The organism is Roseateles chitinivorans (assembly GCF_050632145.1).
In the GTDB taxonomy this organism is placed as follows: Bacteria; Pseudomonadota; Gammaproteobacteria; order Burkholderiales; family Burkholderiaceae_C; genus Roseateles; species Roseateles chitinivorans_B.
Map to the genome: position 1 here is coordinate 1 of NZ_CP192577.1, position 18,976 is coordinate 18,976.

The window sequence follows — 18,976 nt, forward strand, 5'->3', positions numbered from 1 at the left end:
CCTGACATCCCCGACAGTTCCTTTCGAGGACCGCCGCAAGACATTTGTCTGTGCAGCGAAGACAGCGACTGTAGCACGGCGTCGGAGCGGTTCGCAAGAACTGCAAAGGAAAGTTGTTGACAGTTGACCGCATCTCGCACGAGTCATCGCCAAGCCATTGATTCGTCTTGGATTGAGCGGCCGACCCATCAAGAAAAAGACCCGCCAAGGCGGGTCTTCGATGAGGGATTGAGGGGCGGTCCGTCAGTCCGCGTCCTGGAATGCCTCTTCGCGCTTGTTCTTGATGGACGGCAACATCACGACCACCACCATCAGCGCTGCGGCGATCAGCAGCCCCGCCGACAGGGGCCGGGACATGAACGTGGTCCAGTCGCCGCGCGACAGCAACAGGGCGCGACGCAGGTTCTCTTCCATCATCGGCCCCAGGATGAAGCCCAGCAGCAACGGAGCCGCTTCGCAACTCAGCTTGTAGAAGAGATAACCGATCACCGCGAACGCCGCCGTCATGTACACGTCGAAGTTGTTGTTGTTCAGCGTGTAGGTGCCGATGCAGCAGAAGACGGCGATCGCCGGGAACAGGAAGCGGTAGGGCACCGTCAGCAGCTTGATCCAGATGCCGATCATCGGCAGGTTCAGGATCACCAGCATCAGGTTGCCGACCCACATCGACGCGATCAGCCCCCAGAACAGTTCCGGATTGCTCGTCATGACCTGGGGGCCAGGCTGGATGCCCTTGATCGTCATCGCGCCCACCATCAGCGCCATCACGGCATTGGGCGGGATGCCCAAGGTCAGCATCGGGATGAACGAGGTCTGAGCGCCGGCGTTGTTGGCCGATTCCGGACCCGCCACCCCTGGATGGCGCCCTTGCCGAACTTCTCCGGTGTCTTGGAGACCTTCTTCTCCAGCGTGTAGGCCGCGAAGGAGGCCAGCAGCGCGCCACCGCCCGGCAGCACGCCCAGCACCGAACCGAGCGCCGTGCCGCGCAGCACCGCCGGCCACGCATCGTGGAAGTCCTGCTTGGTCGGCCACAGGCCCTTCACGCTCTTGGTGAAGACCTCGCGATGCTCGGCCGGCTGGCCGAGGTTCGCGATGATCTCGCCGAAGCCGAAGACGCCCATGGCGATCACGACGAAGTTGATGCCGTCAGTCAGCTCCGGCACGTCGAAGGAAAAACGGGGCGTCCCTGAGATCACATCCGTGTTGATCTGCCCGAGCAGCAGTCCCAGCACGATCATCGAGATCGCCTTGATCAGCGAGCCGGAAGCCAGCACCACTGCGCCGATCAGGCCCAGCACCATCAGCGAGAAGTACTCGGCGGGACCGAACTTGAAGGCCAGTTCAGTCAGAGGCGGCGCAAAGGCCGCGATGATGACCGTGCCCACGCAGCCTGCGAAGAACGAGCCCAGGCCCGCCGCAGCCAGTGCCGGACCGGCGCGCCCCTGGCGCGCCATCTGGTAGCCGTCGATCGCCGTCACGACCGACGAGGACTCGCCAGGCACGTTGATCAGGATGGCCGTCGTCGAGCCGCCGTACTGCGCGCCGTAATAGATGCCGGCGAGCATGATCAGCGCCGGCGTTGCATCCAGCGAGTAGATCGATGGCAGCAGCATCGCGATCGTCGCGACCGGGCCGAGACCCGGCAGCACGCCGATCAGGGTGCCGAGCACTGCGCCACCGAAGGCGTACAGGAGGTTCTCCGGCGTGAAGGCCGTGCCGAACCCCAGCATCAGGTTGTTGATCAGATCCATGCGTGACTCCTCAACCGCCCAGGAAGGTCGGCCAGATGGGGATCACGAGATTCAGACCCCAGATGAAGATGGCGTAGCTGCCCGCGGTGAGGACCACGCTGCTGAGCAGCGCATCGCGCCAGCGGAACTCGTCGCTGGCGAACGAGCACATCGTGATCAGCAGCGGCAACGTGATGATCATGCCCAGGCGCGGCAGCGCGAATCCGAACATCACGATCGCGCCGACGACGATCAGCAGCGGCTTCCAGGCGAAAGCGCCGACGGGCTGACCGCCTTCCGATTCGATGGTGAGCGCCTTGAACACCACCACCGCTCCCATGATGGCGAGCAGGACGCCCAGCCCGAACGGGAAGTAACCAGGCCCGGGACGGGCGGACGTGCCAAAGCTGTAGTTGATGATCGAGCCGGCCGCGAACGCGGCGCCAACGACCAAGAACATCAGCCCTGACCAGAAGTCGCGTTGACTCTTGATCTTCATGGAGGGACCCTCTATCGGCTTGAATGGCCGCGATTCTAGGAATCGGGTCCCTCTCGGGGTCTGTGGTTATCACGTAAGGGGAGACGCCGCTCATCGCACGGGGCGTATGGCGATCTTCACGCGCCCGCACGGCGCGGGGCTCGCGCGTTGTCTGCGCGGGCTTACCCGCCCCCGTGAGCCTGGGGGGCGGCAAGCGGATGGATCCGGCGCCCTCAGGTCTCCCAGGTGGGGATGCTGCGCAGCACTTCATCCATCGTCGTGAGACCTTCCGCCACCTTCATCGCGCCGCCAAGGCGCAAGGGGCGGAGGCCTTCCTGCACCGCCTGGCGGCGCAGCGCCGTCATGTCGGTGACCGGATGCAGATGCTTGCGGATGCTGTCGGTCAGCAACAGCAGTTCATACAGCCCGGCGCGGCCACGGAAGCCGGTGTTGCGGCAGTCCAGACATCCCACCGGCCGGTAGGGCTTGACGCCGCCATTCAGGCGCCACGGCTTGAGCATCTCGTTGAGTGAGTCGCGCGTGACATCGGGATCCGGCTCCTTGCAGTTCGGACACAGCGTGCGCACGAGCCGCTGCGCCAGCACACCGATCACGGTCGCGTCGATCAGGTAGTTGGGCACGCCCAGGTCCACCATCCGGGTGATGGCGGAGGCCGAATCGTTCGTGTGCAGCGTCGAGAACACCAGATGGCCGGTCAGCGAGGCCTGGATCGCCATCTCGGCGGTCTCCAGGTCGCGGATCTCGCCGACCATGATGATGTCCGGGTCCTGCCGCATCAGCGCGCGCAGCCCCTCGGCGAAGTTGAAGTCGATGGCGGGCTGCACCTGCGACTGGTTGAAGGCGGGCTCGATCATTTCGATCGGGTCCTCGACGGTGCAGACGTTGACCTCGTCGGTGGCCAGACGTTTCAGCGTCGAGTAGAGCGTGGACGTCTTGCCGCTGCCGGTCGGGCCGGTCACCAGGATGATGCCGTGCGGACGCGCGGTCAGGCGGCTCCAGCGGTCCGCGTCGTGGGTCGAGAAACCGAGCTGGGAGAGATCCTTGACGGCGGTGTCGGGGTCGAAGATCCGCATCACCATCTTCTCGCCGAATGCGGTGGGCAGCGTCGACAGACGCATTTCCACTTCTTCCCCGGCCGGATTGCGCGTCTTGATGCGGCCGTCGAGCGGACGGCGCTTCTCGACCACGTCCATGCGCCCGAGCAGCTTGATGCGCGCGGTCATCGCGCCCATCACCGTCGGCGGCAACTGGTAGACCGTGTGCAGCACGCCGTCGATGCGGAAGCGGATCACGCCCATCTCGCGGCGCGGCTCCAGGTGGATGTCGCTGGCGCGCTGGTCGAAGGCGTACTGCCAGAGCCAGTCCACGACCTGCACCACCCCCTGGTCGTTGGCGTCGAGTTGCCGGTTGCTCCGACCCAGCTCGACGAGTTGCTCGAAGCTCGCCTGCTGGCTGGATTCGCCGGACTTCGTCGCCGCACGCACGGAACGGGCCAGCGTGAAGAACTCGGTCGTGAAGCGCGTGATCTCCTGCGGGTTGGCCAGCACGAGCTTCACACGCTTGCGCGTGTGCGATTCGATCTGCGGCACCCAGCTGGTGTCCTGCGGCTCGGCGACGGCAATGGTCACCTCGGTCAGTCCCACCTGGATCGGCAGGCAGCGGCGCGCTTCCGCGTAGCTGGCGGACATCACGTCGGCGACGCGGCCGACGTCGACCTTCAGCGGATCGATGCGGACATAGGGCAGCTTCAGGCGCCCCGCGAGCCATTCAGTCAACGCTTCGGTGTCCAGGGGGCGACCATTGGCGACCCTCACCAGCCCGGCCGCGCCCAGCCGGATCAGGGGATGCTGCGCGCTGTGGCCAGCGCCGAAGCGCGCCTCGGTGCGCTGCACCTGCTCCTGATCGACGACACCGTCCTCGGCAAGCCAATGCAGCAGTTGGCGCCAATCGAGCCGGCCGCCGCCGGTCTCGGCCGCCTTCGGCTTGGCGGGCGCCACCGGTGGCACGGGCGCCGTCGCCTGGCCGGCCGCCTTCGTAGCGGGAGCGGGAGCGGGTGCGCCGCCCTTGTCCTTGGAAGTCGTCGACGTGTTAGGTTTCATGGTCACTCGTCCGTGTCGACGGCCGCGGCCGCGTGGAGCTGATGGATCACGTTCATCGGCAGGGGCCGCACCAGCTTGAGCCACTTGGTCGCCGGCAGATCATGGCGGGCTTCGATGTGGGCGGCGCGTTGCTCGAGCACCTCGCGCTCCGGCACGGCCACGCCGCGCCCCGCGACGACGATGGTGTTGCCCTCGCGGGTCGGCGTCAGGTGCCAGACCTGGTCGGAGCCGAACACCTTCGCGATCCGGGATGCGCTGCGCGTGAAGCTGGCGCTGCGGCCGAACAGGTTGACCGTCATCAGCCCGCCGTCGGCGAGCACGTGATGGCAGTCGGCGTAGAAGGCCTCGTCGTCGAGGACCGGCGCCGCCGCCTCGTGGTCGTACAGGTCGACGTTGAGCACCTGCGCGTTGCCCCAGTTCGCGGCGTCGGCGACCCAGGCGCCGGCATCCTCGTTGACCACGCGCAGCCGCTCGTCGTCGTCGGGCAGGTGGAACCAGTGCCGGTTGGCATTGATGACGGTCGGATTGATCTCGACCGCCGTGGTCTTCATCTTCAGCTGCTTGCGGCAGAAGCGCGTCAGCGCGCCGGCCCCCAGGCCGAGCTGCACCGCCTGTCCTTGCGTCATCTCGCGGACATCGCGCCACAGCATCCAGGCCATCATCCGCTGGACGTATTCCAGCTCGAGCTTCTCGGGCTTCTTGAGCCGCATCGCCCCCTGGACCCAGATCGAGTCGAGATGGAGGAAGCGCACGCCGTCGAACTCGCTCAGGGTCGCCTCGACCCATTCGGCCTGTCTGCCGCCCTTGTCCTTCTTCGAATCCCGGTGCTTGCTCACGGCTGTCGTTCCCATGCCGGGTCCGCGGAGCCCGGTCTCGTCATGTGTCGGTCAAGCGCCCGGTCAGCTGTCGCCAGGCGCGAAGCTTGTCATCGTAGGGCATCGTGTAGGCAGGGCTGGAGCTGGGGAGCCCCAGCACCTGGTAACGGGCTGCAAGAGGTCCGAGCTGCTTCAGTCCGAAACGCAAGGCCGTGCCGCCGTTGAAACCGATCGTGCGCAGCGCCGGCAACTGCTGGATCAGGCGTCCGAGGTCGCTGGCGAAAGGGTTGCGGATCGCGCTGTCGAGGCTGCCTTCGCGTTCGGTCTCGGTGATCACGTCCCACACGGCCACGCGGTGGGCCCGCAACGCGGCAAGACGCTCGGGGTAGGCCATCGCGACCAGATCGACACCGAAGACCTCGCCGACCAGCCGCCAGAACTGGTTGCGCGGGTGGCCGTAGTACTGCTGCGCCTGCAACGAGGCGACACCGGGGAAGCTGCCCAGCAGCAGCCATTGCGCATCCGGCGCATGGACAGGGGGAGCCCCTGCCAGCGGGCGGGCTCGCGCGGTCCGGGTGGGTCGAGCGGATCACCCATGCACGGCCGGAGCGTCCAGCGCGCCCAAACGCGGCAGCGCGGCGCGCGCATTGCGACCGGTGATCGCGGCCGTCTCCTGAACCGTCCAGCCGCGCAGTCCGGCGAGGATCTCGCCGATGCGCGGCAGTTCGCCCGGCTCGTTGCGCGAGCGGGCGCCCGCGGCGCGCTCCTCGGCGGTCCGGTACAGCCAATGCGGGGGAATGTCCGGCGCGTCGGTCTCGAGGACCAGCGCCTCGGCCGGCAGCTCCACGGCGAGGCGACGGATCTGCAGCGAACGCTCGAAGGTCAGCGTGCCGCCGAAGCCGAGCTTGAAGCCGAGCTCGAGGAACGCGTCGGCCTGCTGCCGACTGCCGTTGAACGCATGGCCGATGCCGCCGGTCTGCAGACCGATGCGACGGAGACCGCCGAGCAACTGGTCCGCGCTGCGGCGTACGTGGAGGATCACCGGCAGCCCATGCCGTTTCGCAAGCTTGAGCTGCTCCACATAGAAGTGCTGCTGCGTGGCCGCGTCGAGGTCCTTGACGAAGAAGTCCAGGCCGATCTCGCCGATGCCGACGAGGCGCGGATCGTCGCGGCACTCGGCCAGCATCCGGTCGAGGCGGCCGAGGTCCTCGTCGCGCGCGTGCATGACGTACAGCGGATGGATGCCCAGCGCATAGCTGAAGCCATGCGCATGGGCCAGCGCCCTCGCCCGGTCGAAGTTCCCCGCGACGACTGCCGGAATCACGACCTGCGACACCCCTGCCGCCAAGGCGCGCGCGACGACGGCGTCGCGGTCGGCGTCGAACTCCGAGGCGTCGAGATGGCAGTGCGTGTCAGTCCACATGACGACCCAGGGAGGGTGGAAGCGGAACGACCGAGGCGGCGCTCAGCGGAACACGACCGTGCGGTGGCCGTTGAGCAGCACGCGATGCTCGGCATGCCACTGGATCGCACGGGCGAGCGTCACGCACTCGACGTCGCGACCGATCGCCACGAGCTGGTCGGGCGTCATCGAGTGGTCGATGCGGGCGACGTCCTGCTCCACGATCGGCCCCTCGTCGAGGTCGGAGGTCACGTAGTGCGCGGTCGCGCCGATCAGCTTGACCCCGCGCTCATGCGCCTGGTGGTACGGGCGGGCGCCCTTGAAACTGGGCAGGAAGCTGTGATGGATGTTGATCGCCCGCCCTTCCAGGAAGCGGCACAGCTCCGGCGACAGGATCTGCATGTAGCGCGCCAGCACGACGAGGTCGATCTGCTGTTCCTCGATCAGTTCGCGGATCTTGCGCTCCTGCGCCTGCTTCTGCTCATCGCTCGCCTGCAGCAGCGGCAGGTGATGGAACGGGATGTCATGCGACGCGGCCAGCTGATAGAAATCGCGGTGGTTGGACACGATCGCCGGGATCTCGATCGCCAGATGCCCGGTCTGCACGCGGAACAGCAGGTCGTTCAGGCAATGTCCGAGCTTGGACACCAGCAGCAGCACGCGCGTCTTGCGCTGCGCGTCGACCAGTTCCCAATCCATGGACAGCCGGGCGGCCAACGGCGCGAAGGCCTCGCGCAACGCGGCCGCCGGGCGGGCTTCGGCGCATTCGAACTCGATGCGCATGAAGAAGCGCCGGTGATCGGCATCGCCGTGCTGGGCCGAGGTCAGGATGTTGGCGCCCTGCTCCAGCAGGACGCCGGTCACGGCATGGACGATGCCGGCCTGGTCGGGACAGCTGAGCTTCAGGATGAAGCGGGTGGACGGGGATTCCGAGGAAGGCTTCGATGCGGTCATGATGACCCGCATCGTAATCGAGCGCTCAGCGGCTGTTCAGGCCGCCAGCGGCTGCAAGGCGCCGGCGACCAGCCGGCGCTGATGTTCGCAGCGCGCCGCCAGGTCCTGGTCGTGCGTGACCATGACGAAGGCGGTGCCCAGCTCGCGGGCCATCTCCAGCATCAGTTCGAAGACCGTGGCGGCCGTCGAGCGGTCGAGGTTGCCGGTCGGCTCGTCGGCCAGCACGCAGGCCGGGCCGGTGACCAGCGCGCGGGCGATCGCCACGCGCTGGCGCTCGCCGCCGGACAGCTCGCCCGGACGGTGCAGCACGCGCGGGCCGAGACCCACGCGCGTCAGCACCTTCGCGGCCTGCTCGCGCGCCTGCTCCTGCGGCATGCGGCGGATGCGCAGCGGCATCGCGACGTTGTCCAGCGCGCTGAACTCCGGCAGCAGATGGTGGAACTGGTAGATGAACCCGAGGTGCTGGTTGCGCCAGTCGCCGCGGGCCTTCTCGCCGAGCACGCCGAGGTCGCGCCCCATGAGTTCGACGCGTCCGGCGGACGGCTTGTCCAGCCCGCCGAGCAGATGCAGCAGCGTGCTCTTGCCCGAGCCCGAGGCGCCCAGCACCGCCAGCGTCTCGCCGGCCTTCACCGTGACGTCGAGGTTGTGGAAGACCTGCACGTCCAGCGGCCCTTCGACGAAGCGCTTGCCGAGGCCCTGCCCTTGCAGCACCACCTGTCCGGCGGGAATGCGCGCGCCCGTCGGCGAGGCGTTCTTCTTGACGTCATTCATAGCGCAGCGCCTCCGCGGGCTGGACGCGGCTGGCGCGCCAGCTCGGATAGACCGTCGCGACGAACGCCAGGATCAGCGAGGTCACGGTGATGGGCACGATGTCGGACCACTGCGGATCGCTCGGCATGTGGCTGATGACGTAGATGCTGGCCGGCAGGAAGGTGGTGTGCAGCAGCTTCTCGATGGCGGGGACGATCACGTCGAGGTTGTGCGCGACGACCAGCCCCAGTCCGAGGCCGCCCAGCGTGCCGATCACGCCGGCGAGCGCGCCCTGGATCATGAAGATCCCCATGATCGAGCGCGGGCTGGCGCCGAGCGTGCGCAGGATCGCGATGTCGGCCTGCTTGTCGGTGACGGTCATCACCAGCGTCGACACCAGGTTGAATGCGGCGACCGCGACGATCAGCGTCAGGATGATGCCCATCATCCGCTTCTCGACCTGGACCGCGTCGTACCAGTTGGCGTTGGTGCGGGTCCAGTCGCGGACATAGATCGCCTGTCCCGCCTGCAGCAGGTCGCGCTGCAGCTGCGCGCCGACCTGGCGGGCCAGTTGCACGTCGCGCAGCTTCAGCTGCACGCCGCTCGGCGTGCCGGTACGGAACAACCGGGCGGCATCGCCCACGTGGATCAGCGCCAGACCGCTGTCGTACTCGTAGTGGCCGGCTTCGAAGACGCCGACCAGCGTGAACTGGCGCAGCGTCGGCTGGACGCCCAGCGGCGTCACCTGCCCCGACGGGATCGCCAGCGTGATCTTGTCACCGCGCTGCACGCCCAGCTGGCGCGCCAGCTCGACGCCCAGGATGATGTTCCATTGGCCCGGCTGCAGGCGCTCCAGCAGACCGTCCTTCGCGAGTTTCTCGGCGATCGGCGTCACCGTCGGCTCCAGCGCCGGATCGATACCCCGCACGATCGTGCCCCGCATGTCCGAGCCCCGCGCGATCAGCGCCTGGCCCGACACGAACGGCGCTGCGGCGGCGACCTCGGGATTCTTCTTCGCCTGGTCCGCCACGGCGCGCCAGTCGGGCAGGCCCTCGCCCGTGTCGTTCAGCAGCTCCACATGCGCAATGACGGACAGCATCCGCTCACGGACCTCCTTCTGGAAGCCGTTCATCACCGACAGCACGATGATCAACGCGGCGACGCCCAGCGCGATGCCGAACATCGACACGCCGGAGATGAAGGAGATGAAGCGGTTGCGGCGCCCTCCACGCCCGGCTCGCGTGTAACGCCAGCCGATCTGCAACTCATAGGGCCAATTCATAGGGGGTGGATGCTAACCGCTCGCCCTGCTCTCGCCGCTTAGGGCTGGCTGATGAGCAACGGACACCAGGGCGGGCCCCAGGCCGCTGTCGCATCTCGCTCGGGCGCCAACTCGCTCCGCTCACCTGCGGTTCGCTCTGCTCGAACAGACGGCGCCCAAGTCAGTTTTTGGAAGGCTCGATGCGACAGCGGCCTGGGGCCCGCCCCGGTGTCCGCGATGCAGCGAGCCGTCCGTCAGTGGGCCTCGTCCCAGTTGGCGCCGACACCGACTTCCGCCAGCAGCGGCACCTTGAGCGCGGCAACGCCGGCCATCAGCGTCGGGATCTCGGCCTTCACCCAGTCGAGTTCCTCGTCCGGCACCTCGAAGACCAGTTCGTCATGCACCTGCATGACGACCTTCGTCTTCTTGCCCTGCTCGTCCAGCGCCTGCTGCACCGCGAGCATCGCCAGCTTGATCAGGTCGGCCGCCGTGCCCTGCATCGGCGCATTGATCGCTTGACGCTCAGCAGCGGCCTTTCGAGGGCCGTTGCCGCCCCTGATCTCAGGAAGCCACAGACGACGCCCAAACACCGTCTGCACGTAGCCCTTCTCTTGGGCGAACTGCTTCGTGTCGTCCATGTAGCTGCGCACACCGGCGAAGCGCGTGAAGTAGCGATCGATGTAGTCCTTCGCCGCCTTCTGCTCGATGCCCAGCGACTGCGCCAGCCCGAACGCGCCCATGCCGTAGATCAATCCGAAGTTGATCGTCTTGGCGTAACGACGTTGCTCCGGCGTGACCGCGTCCAGCGCGGCACCGAACACCTCGGCCGCCGTCGCGCGGTGCACGTCCTGCCCTTCCTGGAACGCCTTCAGCAGGCCCGGGTCCTCGCTCATGTGCGCCATGATCCGCAGCTCGATCTGCGAATAGTCCGCCGACACGATGTGATGCCCCGCCGGCGCGATGAAGGCCTCGCGCACGCGCCGGCCCTCCGCCGTGCGGATGGGGATGTTCTGCAGGTTGGGTTCGTTGCTGGACAGCCGCCCCGTGACCGCCACCGCCTGCGAGTAGGTCGTGTGGACGCGCCCGGTCGTGGCATTGACCATCAACGGCAGCTTGTCGGTGTAGGTGCTCTTGAGCTTGGCCAGCGAGCGGTACTCCAGGATCTTGGCCGGCAGCGGGAAGTCCGCCGACAGCTTCTCCAGCACTTCCTCGTCCGTCGACGGCGCGCCGGTCGCGGTGCGCTTCACCACCGGCAGGCCGAGCCGGTTGAACAGGATCTCGCCGATCTGCTTGGGCGAGCCGATGTTGAACGGCTGTCCCGCGATCTCATAGGCCGCCTGCTCCGCCGCCACCATGCGCTGGCCGAGGTCGGCGCTCTGCGCCTGCAGCCGGCCCGCGTCGATCAGCACGCCGGTGCGCTCGATGCGCGCCAGCAGCGCGGACACCGGCATCTCGATCTGTTCGTAGATGAACTTCAGGCCGGCGTCCGCCTCCAGGCGCGGCATCAGCGTCTGGTGCACGTGCAGGCACATCTCGGAGTCCTCGCAGGAATACTCCGACGCCTTCGCCACTTCCACCTGCGCGAACGGGATCTGGTGCGCGCCCTTGCCGCACAGGTCCTCGTAGCTCAGGCCCTTGCGGCCCAGCACGCGATCGGCCAGCGCTTCCAGGCCGTGGCCGCGATGCGCCTCCAGCACGTAGCTCTCCAGCATCGTGTCGAAGGCCGTGCCCTGGACCGCGATGCCGTGGTTGGCCAGCACGTGGGTGTCGTACTTGACGTTCTGCGCGACCTTCTTCTTCAGCGGATCCTCGAGCCAGGGCTTCAGCTTCGCGAGCACCTCGTCCATCGGCAGCTGCTCGGGCGCGTCCGGGCCGTCATGACGGATCGGGATGTAGGCGGCCTCGCCCGGCTTCACGCTGAAGCTGATGCCGACGATCCGCGCCTGCATCGGATCCAGCGAATCGGTCTCGGTGTCGAAGGCGGACAGTTCCGCGGCGTTCAGCTGCTCGACCCAGGCATCGAGCCGGGACATGTCCAGGATGGTCTCGTAACGCTTGTCGACGGGGATCGCCGGGGGTTGGGCCTGCGCATGCGGATCGGTCGCGCCCGCCGCGCCGACGTCGGCTTCCGGCTTGGTGCGCTTGGGCGCGTCGCCGCCGAGCTTTCCTTCCAGGTCGCGTTTCCAGGTCTTGAAGCCGTTGCGCGTGTAGAAGTCGAGCAGTCCGGCCTCGTCGACCGGGTTGAAGGCCAGCGCCTCCAGCGCCGGCCAGCCCGTGACATGCGTGCACAGGTCGCAGTCGACCTTGACCGTCACCAGCTTGCGACCCATCGGCAGCCAGTCCAGCGCCTTGCGCAGGTTCTCGCCGGCCACGCCCTTGATCTGGCCCGCATTGGCGATCACGCCGTCCAGCGAGCCGTGCTCGCCGATCCACTTGGCCGCGGTCTTCGGGCCGACCTTCTCGACGCCGGGCACGTTGTCGACGGTGTCGCCCATCAGGGTCAGGTAGTCGATGATGCGGTCCGGCGGGACGCCGAACTTGGCCAGCACGCCGGCCTCGTCCAGCTTCTCGTTGCTCATCGTGTTGATCAGCGAGACGTCCGGCGTCACCAGCTGCGCCAGGTCCTTGTCGCCGGTCGAGATCACCACCTGGTGCCCCGCCTGCGCCGCCACCCGCGACAACGTCCCGATGCAGTCGTCGGCCTCGACGCCGGGCACCGTCAGCACCGGCCAGCCCAGCAGCTTCACCACCTCGTGGATCGGGTCGATCTGCTCGCGCAGCGCGTCCGGCATCGGGGCGCGCTGGGCCTTGTACTCGGGATACCACTCGTCGCGGAAGGTCGGGCCGGAGGCGTCGAAGACGCAGGCGGCATGCTCGGCGCCGTAGTCGTCGCGCAACTTCTTCAGCATGGCCACCATGCCATGGATGGCGCCGGTGGGCTGCCCGCCGGGACCGCGCAGGTCGGGCATGGCGTGGAATGCGCGATAGAGGTAGCTGGATCCGTCGACCAGCAGCATCAGAGGTTTGCTCATCCCGGCATTGTTGCAGGCGCGCGGCACCCCGCCTGTCAGGAGGCCGGGCCTTCAACCGGCACTCGCCCGGGGGGACGGGGTTTTCCTGGGGCCCGGCTTAGAATCGACATCACCATGAAAACCACCCGCCTCGCCCCGCTGCTGGCCGTCCTGGCCGCCCTCGCGTTCCAGGCCCACGCCGCCGGTGCATCGACACCGACCCCGGCGCCCATCCCCGCCGAGCCGCTGAAGTTCCGCGACGTGCCCGAGGTGAAGATCGAACAGCTCGTCAGCGAGGACGACAAGGTCCGGATCGAGGAGACGCGGGTGCGGGGCCTGACCCAAAAGGTCGTGGTCAAGAACAAGGACAGCAAGGCGCCCGAGTACGAGATCCTGCTCGGCGACACCGGCCGTGACATCCCCACCCGCCAGGGCGACGACCGCGGCAACGCGGGCGCGCGGGTCTGGCGCCTCTTCAATTTCTGACCCGGGTGGGCCGATCCGTTCCGGTCGGCCTCCGGTCCGTTCCCTTTCCTTTTCATGGCCGTATTCACCGACGTCTCGACCGAGCAGGCGCAAGCGCTGCTGGACACGCTGAGCCTGGGCGAACTGCAATCGCTCAAGGGGATCACTGCCGGCATCGAGAACACCAACTACTTCGTCACCACGACGCGCGACGGCCAGCAGCACGACTACGTGCTGACGATCTTCGAGCGCCTGAGCTTCGAACAGCTGCCGTTCTACCTGGAGCTCATGCGCCACCTCGCGCGCAAGGGCGTGCCGGTGCCCGCGCCGCAGCCCGACGCGCAGGACCGCATCCTGCACACCGTGGCCGGCAAGCCGGCGGCGGTCGTGGACAAGCTGCTCGGTGGCCATCAACTGGCCCCGGACGTCTTCCATTGCGAGCAGGTCGGTGCCGGCCTCGCCCGGATGCACCTGGCCGGCCAGGATTTCCCGCTGCACCAGGACAACCTCCGCGGCCTGCCCTGGTGGCGTGACACGGTGCCCGTCGTGCTGCCGCACGTGACGCCCGACCAGGCCGAACTGCTGAGCGCCGAACTGGTCTTCCAGGAACAGCTTGCCGCCGGCGCCGCGGCGCTGCCGCGCGGCCCGGTCCATGCGGACCTGTTCCGCGACAACGTGATGTTCGACGGCCTGCCCGGTCGCGAGCGGCTCAGCGGTTTCTTCGACTTCTACTTCGCCGGCGTCGACAGCTTGCTGTTCGACCTGTGCGTCTGCCTGAACGACTGGTGCATCGACCTGGACAGCGGCCGTCTCGACGAGCAGCGCGCCGGTGCCTTCGTCAAGGCCTACGAGTCGGTGCGCCCGCTGACCGGGGCCGAGCACCGCCTGCTGCCCGGGCTGCTGCGCGCGGCGGCGCTGCGCTTCTGGATCTCCCGGCTGTGGGACTTCCACCTGCCGCGCGAGGCCAGCCTCCTCAAGCCTCACGACCCCACCCATTTCGAGCGCGTCCTGCGCGAGCGCATCGCCAGGCCCTGGCATGCGCTGGAGTCCCTGCCATGATCCTGCACCTGCAAACGGTCCCGCCGCGCAACGGCCTGCTCTGGGTGCGCCACGGGCTGAAGGTGCTGCGGCGCAAGCCGATCGCGCTGATCGGCCTGTTCGCCGTCTTCCTGCTGGTCTCGTCGCTGCTGCAGCTGGTGCCGCTGCTGGGGCAGCTCGTGGTGCTGGCGGCGCTGCCGCTGGTGTCGCTGTCCTTCATGCTGGCCTCGCACCAGGTCCTGCAGTCGCACACGCCGACGGCCGCGGTCTTCGCGCAGCCGCTGCAGCTGACCAAGGAGCGCCGCCGCGACCAGTTGATCCTCGGCCTGCTCTACGCGCTCAGCACGATCGCCGTGATGTTCCTGGCCCATTGGCTGGACGGCGGCGCCCTGGTGCGCGCGGTCGAGCAGGTGGCCGCGGCCGGCGGCGCCGGGACCGGCAAGCCCGATCCGAAGGCGATCGAGGCCACGATCGCCGATCCGTCGCTGACCACCGGCATCGGCCTGCGCCTGCTGCTGACCGGCCTGATCTCGATCCCGTTCTGGCACGCGCCGGCGCTGATCCATTGGGGCGGTCAGGGCGTGATGCAGGCGCTGTTCTCCAGCACGCTGGGCGTGTGGCGCAACAAGGGTGCGTTCGCCTTGTCCGGGCTCGTCTGGGTCGGCCTGACCTTCGGCGCGACGATGGCGCTGACCATCGTCGGCATGCTGCTGGGCCTGGCCAACCTCCTGCCCTTCCTGCTCGTGCCGCTGGCGATGATCCTGACGACGGCGTTCTACTGCTCGCTGTACTTCACCTTCATCGACTGCTTCATGTTCGGCGCGCCGAAGGACCTCCCGGAGACGCCGATCACCCCGGTTTGATGCCGGTTTGATGCAGGTTTGATGCCGATCTGACGTCGGTCGGACACCTGTCCGCCCCTCGGGCACGATCAAGTCCACCGTCTCCCGTCACCCCAAAGCCGGTGACAGGTCTTGCCCCTGCGACGGCCCGTCGCTTCCCCGGCATTTGCTTCGCCATTCGCACCGACAGGCCGCGAAGGATTTGCTAACGGCTTTTTCACGGCGCCGTCACTTGCCCTTCGCAGAATCCGCCCGCCTTTCCATTGCAGCGGAGCCTTCACGAATGAGCAAGCAGCACGACATCGTTGCCAGCCAAGACAGCATCAACGAGTACGACGAGGACGCGGTGGTCAATCCGTCCGCCAACCCGCATTTCGAAGACATCCTCGCCGCGCGCCTGTCGCGGCGCGTCGCCCTCAAGGGCGGCATCACCACGGCGGCCTCCGCGCTGCTCGGCGGCTCGATCCTGAGTGCCTGCGGCAGCAGCGACGACGCCCCGGCCCCCGCGCCGGCACCGACGCCCGCACCGCTGAAGATCGGCTTCAACGCCGTAGCCAAGAACAAGAACGACCTGGTGACCGTGGCCGACGGCTACAACGTCAGCATCCTGCACGCGCTGGGCGACCCGCTGCAGTTCGGCGAAGAGTCCTGGAAGGACGACGGTTCGGAAACGGCCGACTCGTACAACCGCCGCATCGGCGACGGCCATGACGGCATGTACTGGTTCGGCATGAGCGACGCCGGCGCGTTCGACGCCAAGCGCTCGGACCGCGGCCTGCTGGCCGTCAACCACGAGTACGTCGTCGCGCCCTACGCCCTGCACCCGGCCGGCCGCGCCACCGGCGCCGCGCGCAACGCCACCGAGGTCGAGAAGGAGATCTACGCCCACGGCGTCTCCATCTGCGAAGTCAAGCGTGACACCACGGGCACCGGCATGAGCATGGTGCGCGGCTCGAAGTACAACCGCCGCGTGACCTCGGCCACGACGATGGACTTCACCGGTCCGGCCAAGGGCAACGTCCAGCTGCAGACCTCGTTCAGCCCGACCGCCGTGCAGACCCGCGGCACCAACAACAACTGCGCCAACGGCTATACCCCGTGGGGCACCTACCTGACCTGCGAGGAGAACTACCTCAACGTGATCAGCCGTGCCGCGGGCGACGACGCGCAACGCAGCGCCAAGGACGTGGCCAGCCTCAACCGCTACGGCCTGCCGCAGAACCGCAAGAGCCCCTACCTCTGGGAAACGGCCGGCAGCGCCGACCTGTACGCCCGCTGGAACTCGTCGGTGACCGGTGCCGCCGCGACCGCCGACTACCGCAACACGATCAACACCTTCGGCTGGGTGGTCGAGATCGATCCGTTCGTGACGGACTCGGTCCCGGCCAAGCGCACCGCGCTGGGCCGCTTCAACCATGAGGGCGCCTGGCCCGCCGAGGCGGTCGCCGGCAAGCCGATCGTCATCTACATGGGCGACGACTCGCGCAACGAGTACATCTACAAGTTCGTCTCCAAGGCCAACTGGGATGCGGCCGACGTCGGCAAGGGCATGGCGGCCGGCGCGAAGTACCTGGACGAAGGCACGCTGTACGTGGCCAGGTTCAATGCGGACGGCACCGGCAACTGGATGCCGCTGACCTTCGGCGCGAACGGGCTGACCGCCAGCAACACGACCTATGCCTTCACCGATCAGGGCGACGTCGTGATCAATGCGCGCATCGCGGGCGACATCCTCGGCGCCACGAAGATGGACCGTCCCGAGTGGGGCGCGGTGCACCCGACCAATGGCGAGGTCTACATGACCTTGACCAACAACAACGACGCGAACCGCGTGGCGCCCACGGCCACGCCGACGGGTCGCCAGGCCAGGCCGGACGCCGCGAACCCGCGCTACTACGAGGACCTGAAGGGCACGACCTCGCAGAAGGGCAACCCCAACGGCCACATCATCCGCTGGAAGGAAGACGCGACCGACGTCACCAAGCTGACCTGGGACGTCTACCTGTTCGGTGCCCAGGCCGATGCGGCGGCGGACGTGAACCTGTCGGCGCTGGCCGACAGCAACGACTTCTCGAGCCCGGACGGCCTGTACTTCGACAAGCGCGGCATGCTGTGGATCCAGACCGATGACGGCGCCTACACCGACATCACCAACTGCATGATGCTGGCGGCGCTGCCGGGCAAGGTCGGCGACGGCGGCGTCGCGAACGCCGCAGGCGGCACGCAGACCCGTGCGGGCGCCAAGGCGACGTCGGACACCCTGCGCCGCTTCCTGGTCGGCCCGAAGGAATGCGAGATCACCGGCATCGCGATGACGCCTGACTACAAGACGCTGTTCTTCAACGTGCAGCACCCGGGCGAGGAATCGACGCCGGACTGGAACGCGAAGACCTTCGGCAGCTACTGGCCGGCCAACCAGGCCGACCCGACGGTGAAGAAGCGCCCGCGTTCGGCGACCGTGGTGATCACCCGCAAGGACGGCGGCGAGATCGGCATCTGATCTAGCGGGCGATCTCCGAAGCGAGCGCGGCCTGGCGGTCGCTCTCGCCCAGGAGGCGTCCGAGCACACGCTCGATCACGGGCTGCGACACCTCGCCCGCGAGCTCACGAGCCACCCCTCCGCCTGTGCGCGCACCAGCTCGCACAGGCGTTTCAATTCCAGCGTGATGCTGCGCGGCGCGATGTCGCAGTCGCGAGCGAAGCCCGCCCATGCCTGCGCATCGAACGCCCGGGCCTGCCCGTCTCCGAGCGTGAAGCCATGCGCCGGCGCCACGCGCAGCCCGCCGTGATCGACGAAGAAGGACAGGTCCGTCCCGCCCGTGCCTTCGCAGCCGATGAGCTGGCGGAACATCGTCCAACGCAGCAGCGCACGGCTGTCGACCAGCGGCGTGGGGCTGTGCGCCAGCAGCGAGAAGAGCTGCGCGAACGTCACCTCGTCCTGATCGGACGGCGGCACGCCGAGCGCCTGGCAGGCGTTGATCGCGTGCAGGCGACGCACGCGGCCGTCCTCGAGCCGCTGCCGATCGACGCGCTCGACCACGAGCACCAGCTCCGGCACGCGCTGCCACTGCACGGGCGCCACGTCCAACCCCACGCGCGCGGCGAGCCGCATGCAGAAGAACTCGTTGAAGAGCGCATCGTCCGGCCCATCCGCGTCGGGCGCGGGCTTCAGCACATGCGTCGAGGCCATCTGCGGTCCGTCGACGAAGTACCAGCCCCCATCGCGTTCGACATAGAGGCCGAGCTGGTCCCGGGCACCGCCGAGTGCGCCCCGCACCTGGCCCTCCCACACCGCGAAGGGCCGCTCATCGCGGTGGCGAATGCGCTCCGAGAGTTCATCGCGTGGGATCGCCCGTTGCACCGGACCCGCCGGACGTTGAAGTCCGTCCGCGATCAACCTCACGGCGCCGGGCAGGTCCCGGCCCATCAGGCGCAAGGCGCCGTAGCTGTCGTCGGGCGCCAGCCCCAGCGCCGCGAAGATCCGCCGTCGGGCCTCGTCGGCGGGCAGCAGGTGGTCGAAGAAGGCGAGCACCGCGTCCGTCGCGGACTCGCTGCCCGGTCCGCCGCGCGGCGGCATCGGCAGCGACGGCGCCAGCGGAAATGCCAGCACTTCCGAGGTCCATCGTTCGAGATAAGCCAACGACAACCGGCGCCGTGCGCCCGTTGTCGCGGGCACGACGTCCGCCGGCTTCAACCAGCCGACTTCATGCTCGTCGAGCCAGACCTCCACACCGTTCATGCATCGTCCAGGTCGGAGAACTTCGAGTCGCGCGCGGTGCGGATCGCGCGCCGGACGACCTCCCGCTGCTGCGACGGCACGGCGAAGAGGCTCACGCCGAGCGCCCTCGCCGCCTTGAGCACGGTGGACAGGCTCACGCCGCCCTGGCCCGTCTCGATGTTGATCAGCGTCTGGCGCGACATGCCCAGCGCCTCGGCGGCCTCGACCAGCGGCAGCCGCGCGGTGGTCCGGGCGGCGCGGACAGCGGCGCCCAGCGCCAGGGCATCCTCGACCATCGGGTCGTCGGGCGGATCGATCGGTACAACAGTGCGCATGGAGATTCCAGGATCAAAGACGTCATCGTCGGATCTCCCTCCCGGGCAATCGTGATT

The 18,976-nt window shown here is 68.0% G+C and carries 15 protein-coding genes and 1 pseudogene; 4 read left to right on the top strand and 12 right to left on the bottom strand.

Annotated features, from left to right (window positions below):
• Positions 1-243: 243 nt before the first annotated feature.
• The 10 genes and pseudogenes from ACQ86G_RS00005 to polA all read right to left on the bottom strand — a co-directional run bounded on the left by ACQ86G_RS00005 (position 244) and on the right by polA (position 12,542).
• Positions 244-1,751: pseudogene (locus ACQ86G_RS00005) on the bottom strand (tripartite tricarboxylate transporter permease).
• A 10-nt stretch (positions 1,752-1,761) separates the two neighbouring features.
• The gene (locus tag ACQ86G_RS00010) at positions 1,762-2,229 is read right to left on the bottom strand and encodes a tripartite tricarboxylate transporter TctB family protein (RefSeq protein WP_431258752.1); all 468 of its coding nucleotides are present in this window, start codon (positions 2,227-2,229) and stop codon (positions 1,762-1,764) included.
• 212 nt (positions 2,230-2,441) lie between these two features.
• Entirely contained in the window at positions 2,442-4,328 is a 1,887-nt protein-coding gene (locus tag ACQ86G_RS00015) for a GspE/PulE family protein (protein WP_431258753.1), read from the bottom strand.
• Between the two features lie 2 nt (positions 4,329-4,330).
• The gene (locus ACQ86G_RS00020; protein ID WP_431258754.1) at positions 4,331-5,179 is read right to left on the bottom strand and encodes a spermidine synthase; all 849 of its coding nucleotides are present in this window, start codon (positions 5,177-5,179) and stop codon (positions 4,331-4,333) included.
• A gap of 25 nt (positions 5,180-5,204) precedes the next feature.
• Positions 5,205-5,696, bottom strand: a complete 492-nt coding sequence (locus ACQ86G_RS00025; protein WP_431261537.1) for a DNA-deoxyinosine glycosylase — start codon at positions 5,694-5,696, stop codon at positions 5,205-5,207.
• A 36-nt stretch (positions 5,697-5,732) separates the two neighbouring features.
• A complete protein-coding gene (locus ACQ86G_RS00030) occupies positions 5,733-6,566 on the bottom strand; it encodes a TatD family hydrolase (protein WP_431258755.1) in 834 nt (277 codons plus the stop codon).
• 42 nt (positions 6,567-6,608) lie between these two features.
• Positions 6,609-7,499 carry a formyltetrahydrofolate deformylase gene (gene purU, locus ACQ86G_RS00035; protein ID WP_088408715.1) on the bottom strand — a complete coding sequence of 297 codons (891 nt, stop codon included), beginning with the start codon at positions 7,497-7,499 and terminating at the stop codon, positions 6,609-6,611.
• Between the two features lie 36 nt (positions 7,500-7,535).
• Complete coding sequence (locus ACQ86G_RS00040; RefSeq protein ID WP_431258756.1) at positions 7,536-8,270, bottom strand: ABC transporter ATP-binding protein; 735 nt, start codon at positions 8,268-8,270, stop codon at positions 7,536-7,538.
• Positions 8,263-9,531 (bottom strand): lipoprotein-releasing ABC transporter permease subunit, encoded by a 1,269-nt coding sequence (locus ACQ86G_RS00045; RefSeq protein ID WP_431258757.1) that lies wholly within the window; start codon positions 9,529-9,531, stop codon positions 8,263-8,265. The genes ACQ86G_RS00040 and ACQ86G_RS00045 overlap by 8 nt, the downstream gene beginning before the upstream one ends.
• A gap of 233 nt (positions 9,532-9,764) precedes the next feature.
• Positions 9,765-12,542 carry a DNA polymerase I gene (gene polA / locus ACQ86G_RS00050; protein WP_431258758.1) on the bottom strand — a complete coding sequence of 926 codons (2,778 nt, stop codon included), beginning with the start codon at positions 12,540-12,542 and terminating at the stop codon, positions 9,765-9,767.
• Positions 12,543-12,656: 114 nt separating this feature from the next.
• On the opposite strand from polA, the gene ACQ86G_RS00055 reads away from it, so the two are divergent.
• The 4 genes from ACQ86G_RS00055 to ACQ86G_RS00070 all read left to right on the top strand — a co-directional run bounded on the left by ACQ86G_RS00055 (position 12,657) and on the right by ACQ86G_RS00070 (position 17,366).
• Positions 12,657-13,007, top strand: coding sequence for a hypothetical protein (locus ACQ86G_RS00055; protein WP_431258759.1), 351 nt, complete (start codon positions 12,657-12,659; stop codon positions 13,005-13,007).
• 54 nt (positions 13,008-13,061) lie between these two features.
• A complete protein-coding gene (locus tag ACQ86G_RS00060) occupies positions 13,062-14,045 on the top strand; it encodes a homoserine kinase (protein WP_431258760.1) in 984 nt (327 codons plus the stop codon).
• Positions 14,042-14,887: a BPSS1780 family membrane protein gene (locus ACQ86G_RS00065; protein WP_431258761.1), complete on the top strand. Its 846-nt coding sequence runs from the start codon at positions 14,042-14,044 to the stop codon at positions 14,885-14,887. Before ACQ86G_RS00060 ends, ACQ86G_RS00065 begins: the two co-directional genes overlap by 4 nt.
• Before the next feature lie 262 nt (positions 14,888-15,149).
• Positions 15,150-17,366, top strand: coding sequence for a PhoX family protein (locus ACQ86G_RS00070; RefSeq protein WP_431258762.1), 2,217 nt, complete (start codon positions 15,150-15,152; stop codon positions 17,364-17,366).
• A 75-nt stretch (positions 17,367-17,441) separates the two neighbouring features.
• Here ACQ86G_RS00070 and ACQ86G_RS00075 read toward each other — a convergent pair whose 3' ends face one another.
• Together ACQ86G_RS00075 and ACQ86G_RS00080 are read right to left on the bottom strand one after the other, a co-directional pair.
• A complete protein-coding gene (locus ACQ86G_RS00075) occupies positions 17,442-18,605 on the bottom strand; it encodes a HipA domain-containing protein (protein ID WP_431258763.1) in 1,164 nt (387 codons plus the stop codon).
• Complete coding sequence (locus ACQ86G_RS00080) at positions 18,602-18,919, bottom strand: helix-turn-helix transcriptional regulator (protein ID WP_088408724.1); 318 nt, start codon at positions 18,917-18,919, stop codon at positions 18,602-18,604. Before ACQ86G_RS00080 ends, ACQ86G_RS00075 begins: the two co-directional genes overlap by 4 nt.
• Positions 18,920-18,976: the final 57 nt, after the last annotated feature.

Excerpts from the sequence above, each read along its gene's own strand:
- ACQ86G_RS00010 (WP_431258752.1), bottom strand. The coding sequence starts at position 2,229 with ATGAAGATCAAGAGTCAACGCGACTTCTGGTCAGGGCTGATGTTCTTG.
- ACQ86G_RS00015 (WP_431258753.1), bottom strand. The coding sequence starts at position 4,328 with ATGAAACCTAACACGTCGACGACTTCCAAGGACAAGGGCGGCGCACCC.
- ACQ86G_RS00020 (WP_431258754.1), bottom strand. The coding sequence starts at position 5,179 with ATGGGAACGACAGCCGTGAGCAAGCACCGGGATTCGAAGAAGGACAAG.
- ACQ86G_RS00030 (WP_431258755.1), bottom strand. The coding sequence starts at position 6,566 with ATGTGGACTGACACGCACTGCCATCTCGACGCCTCGGAGTTCGACGCC.
- purU (WP_088408715.1), bottom strand. The coding sequence starts at position 7,499 with ATGACCGCATCGAAGCCTTCCTCGGAATCCCCGTCCACCCGCTTCATC.
- ACQ86G_RS00040 (WP_431258756.1), bottom strand. The coding sequence starts at position 8,270 with ATGAATGACGTCAAGAAGAACGCCTCGCCGACGGGCGCGCGCATTCCC.
- ACQ86G_RS00045 (WP_431258757.1), bottom strand. The coding sequence starts at position 9,531 with ATGAATTGGCCCTATGAGTTGCAGATCGGCTGGCGTTACACGCGAGCC.
- polA (WP_431258758.1), bottom strand. The coding sequence starts at position 12,542 with ATGAGCAAACCTCTGATGCTGCTGGTCGACGGATCCAGCTACCTCTAT.
- ACQ86G_RS00055 (WP_431258759.1), top strand. The coding sequence starts at position 12,657 with ATGAAAACCACCCGCCTCGCCCCGCTGCTGGCCGTCCTGGCCGCCCTC.
- ACQ86G_RS00060 (WP_431258760.1), top strand. The coding sequence starts at position 13,062 with ATGGCCGTATTCACCGACGTCTCGACCGAGCAGGCGCAAGCGCTGCTG.
- ACQ86G_RS00065 (WP_431258761.1), top strand. The coding sequence starts at position 14,042 with ATGATCCTGCACCTGCAAACGGTCCCGCCGCGCAACGGCCTGCTCTGG.
- ACQ86G_RS00070 (WP_431258762.1), top strand. The coding sequence starts at position 15,150 with ATGAGCAAGCAGCACGACATCGTTGCCAGCCAAGACAGCATCAACGAG.
- ACQ86G_RS00075 (WP_431258763.1), bottom strand. The coding sequence starts at position 18,605 with ATGAACGGTGTGGAGGTCTGGCTCGACGAGCATGAAGTCGGCTGGTTG.
- ACQ86G_RS00080 (WP_088408724.1), bottom strand. The coding sequence starts at position 18,919 with ATGCGCACTGTTGTACCGATCGATCCGCCCGACGACCCGATGGTCGAG.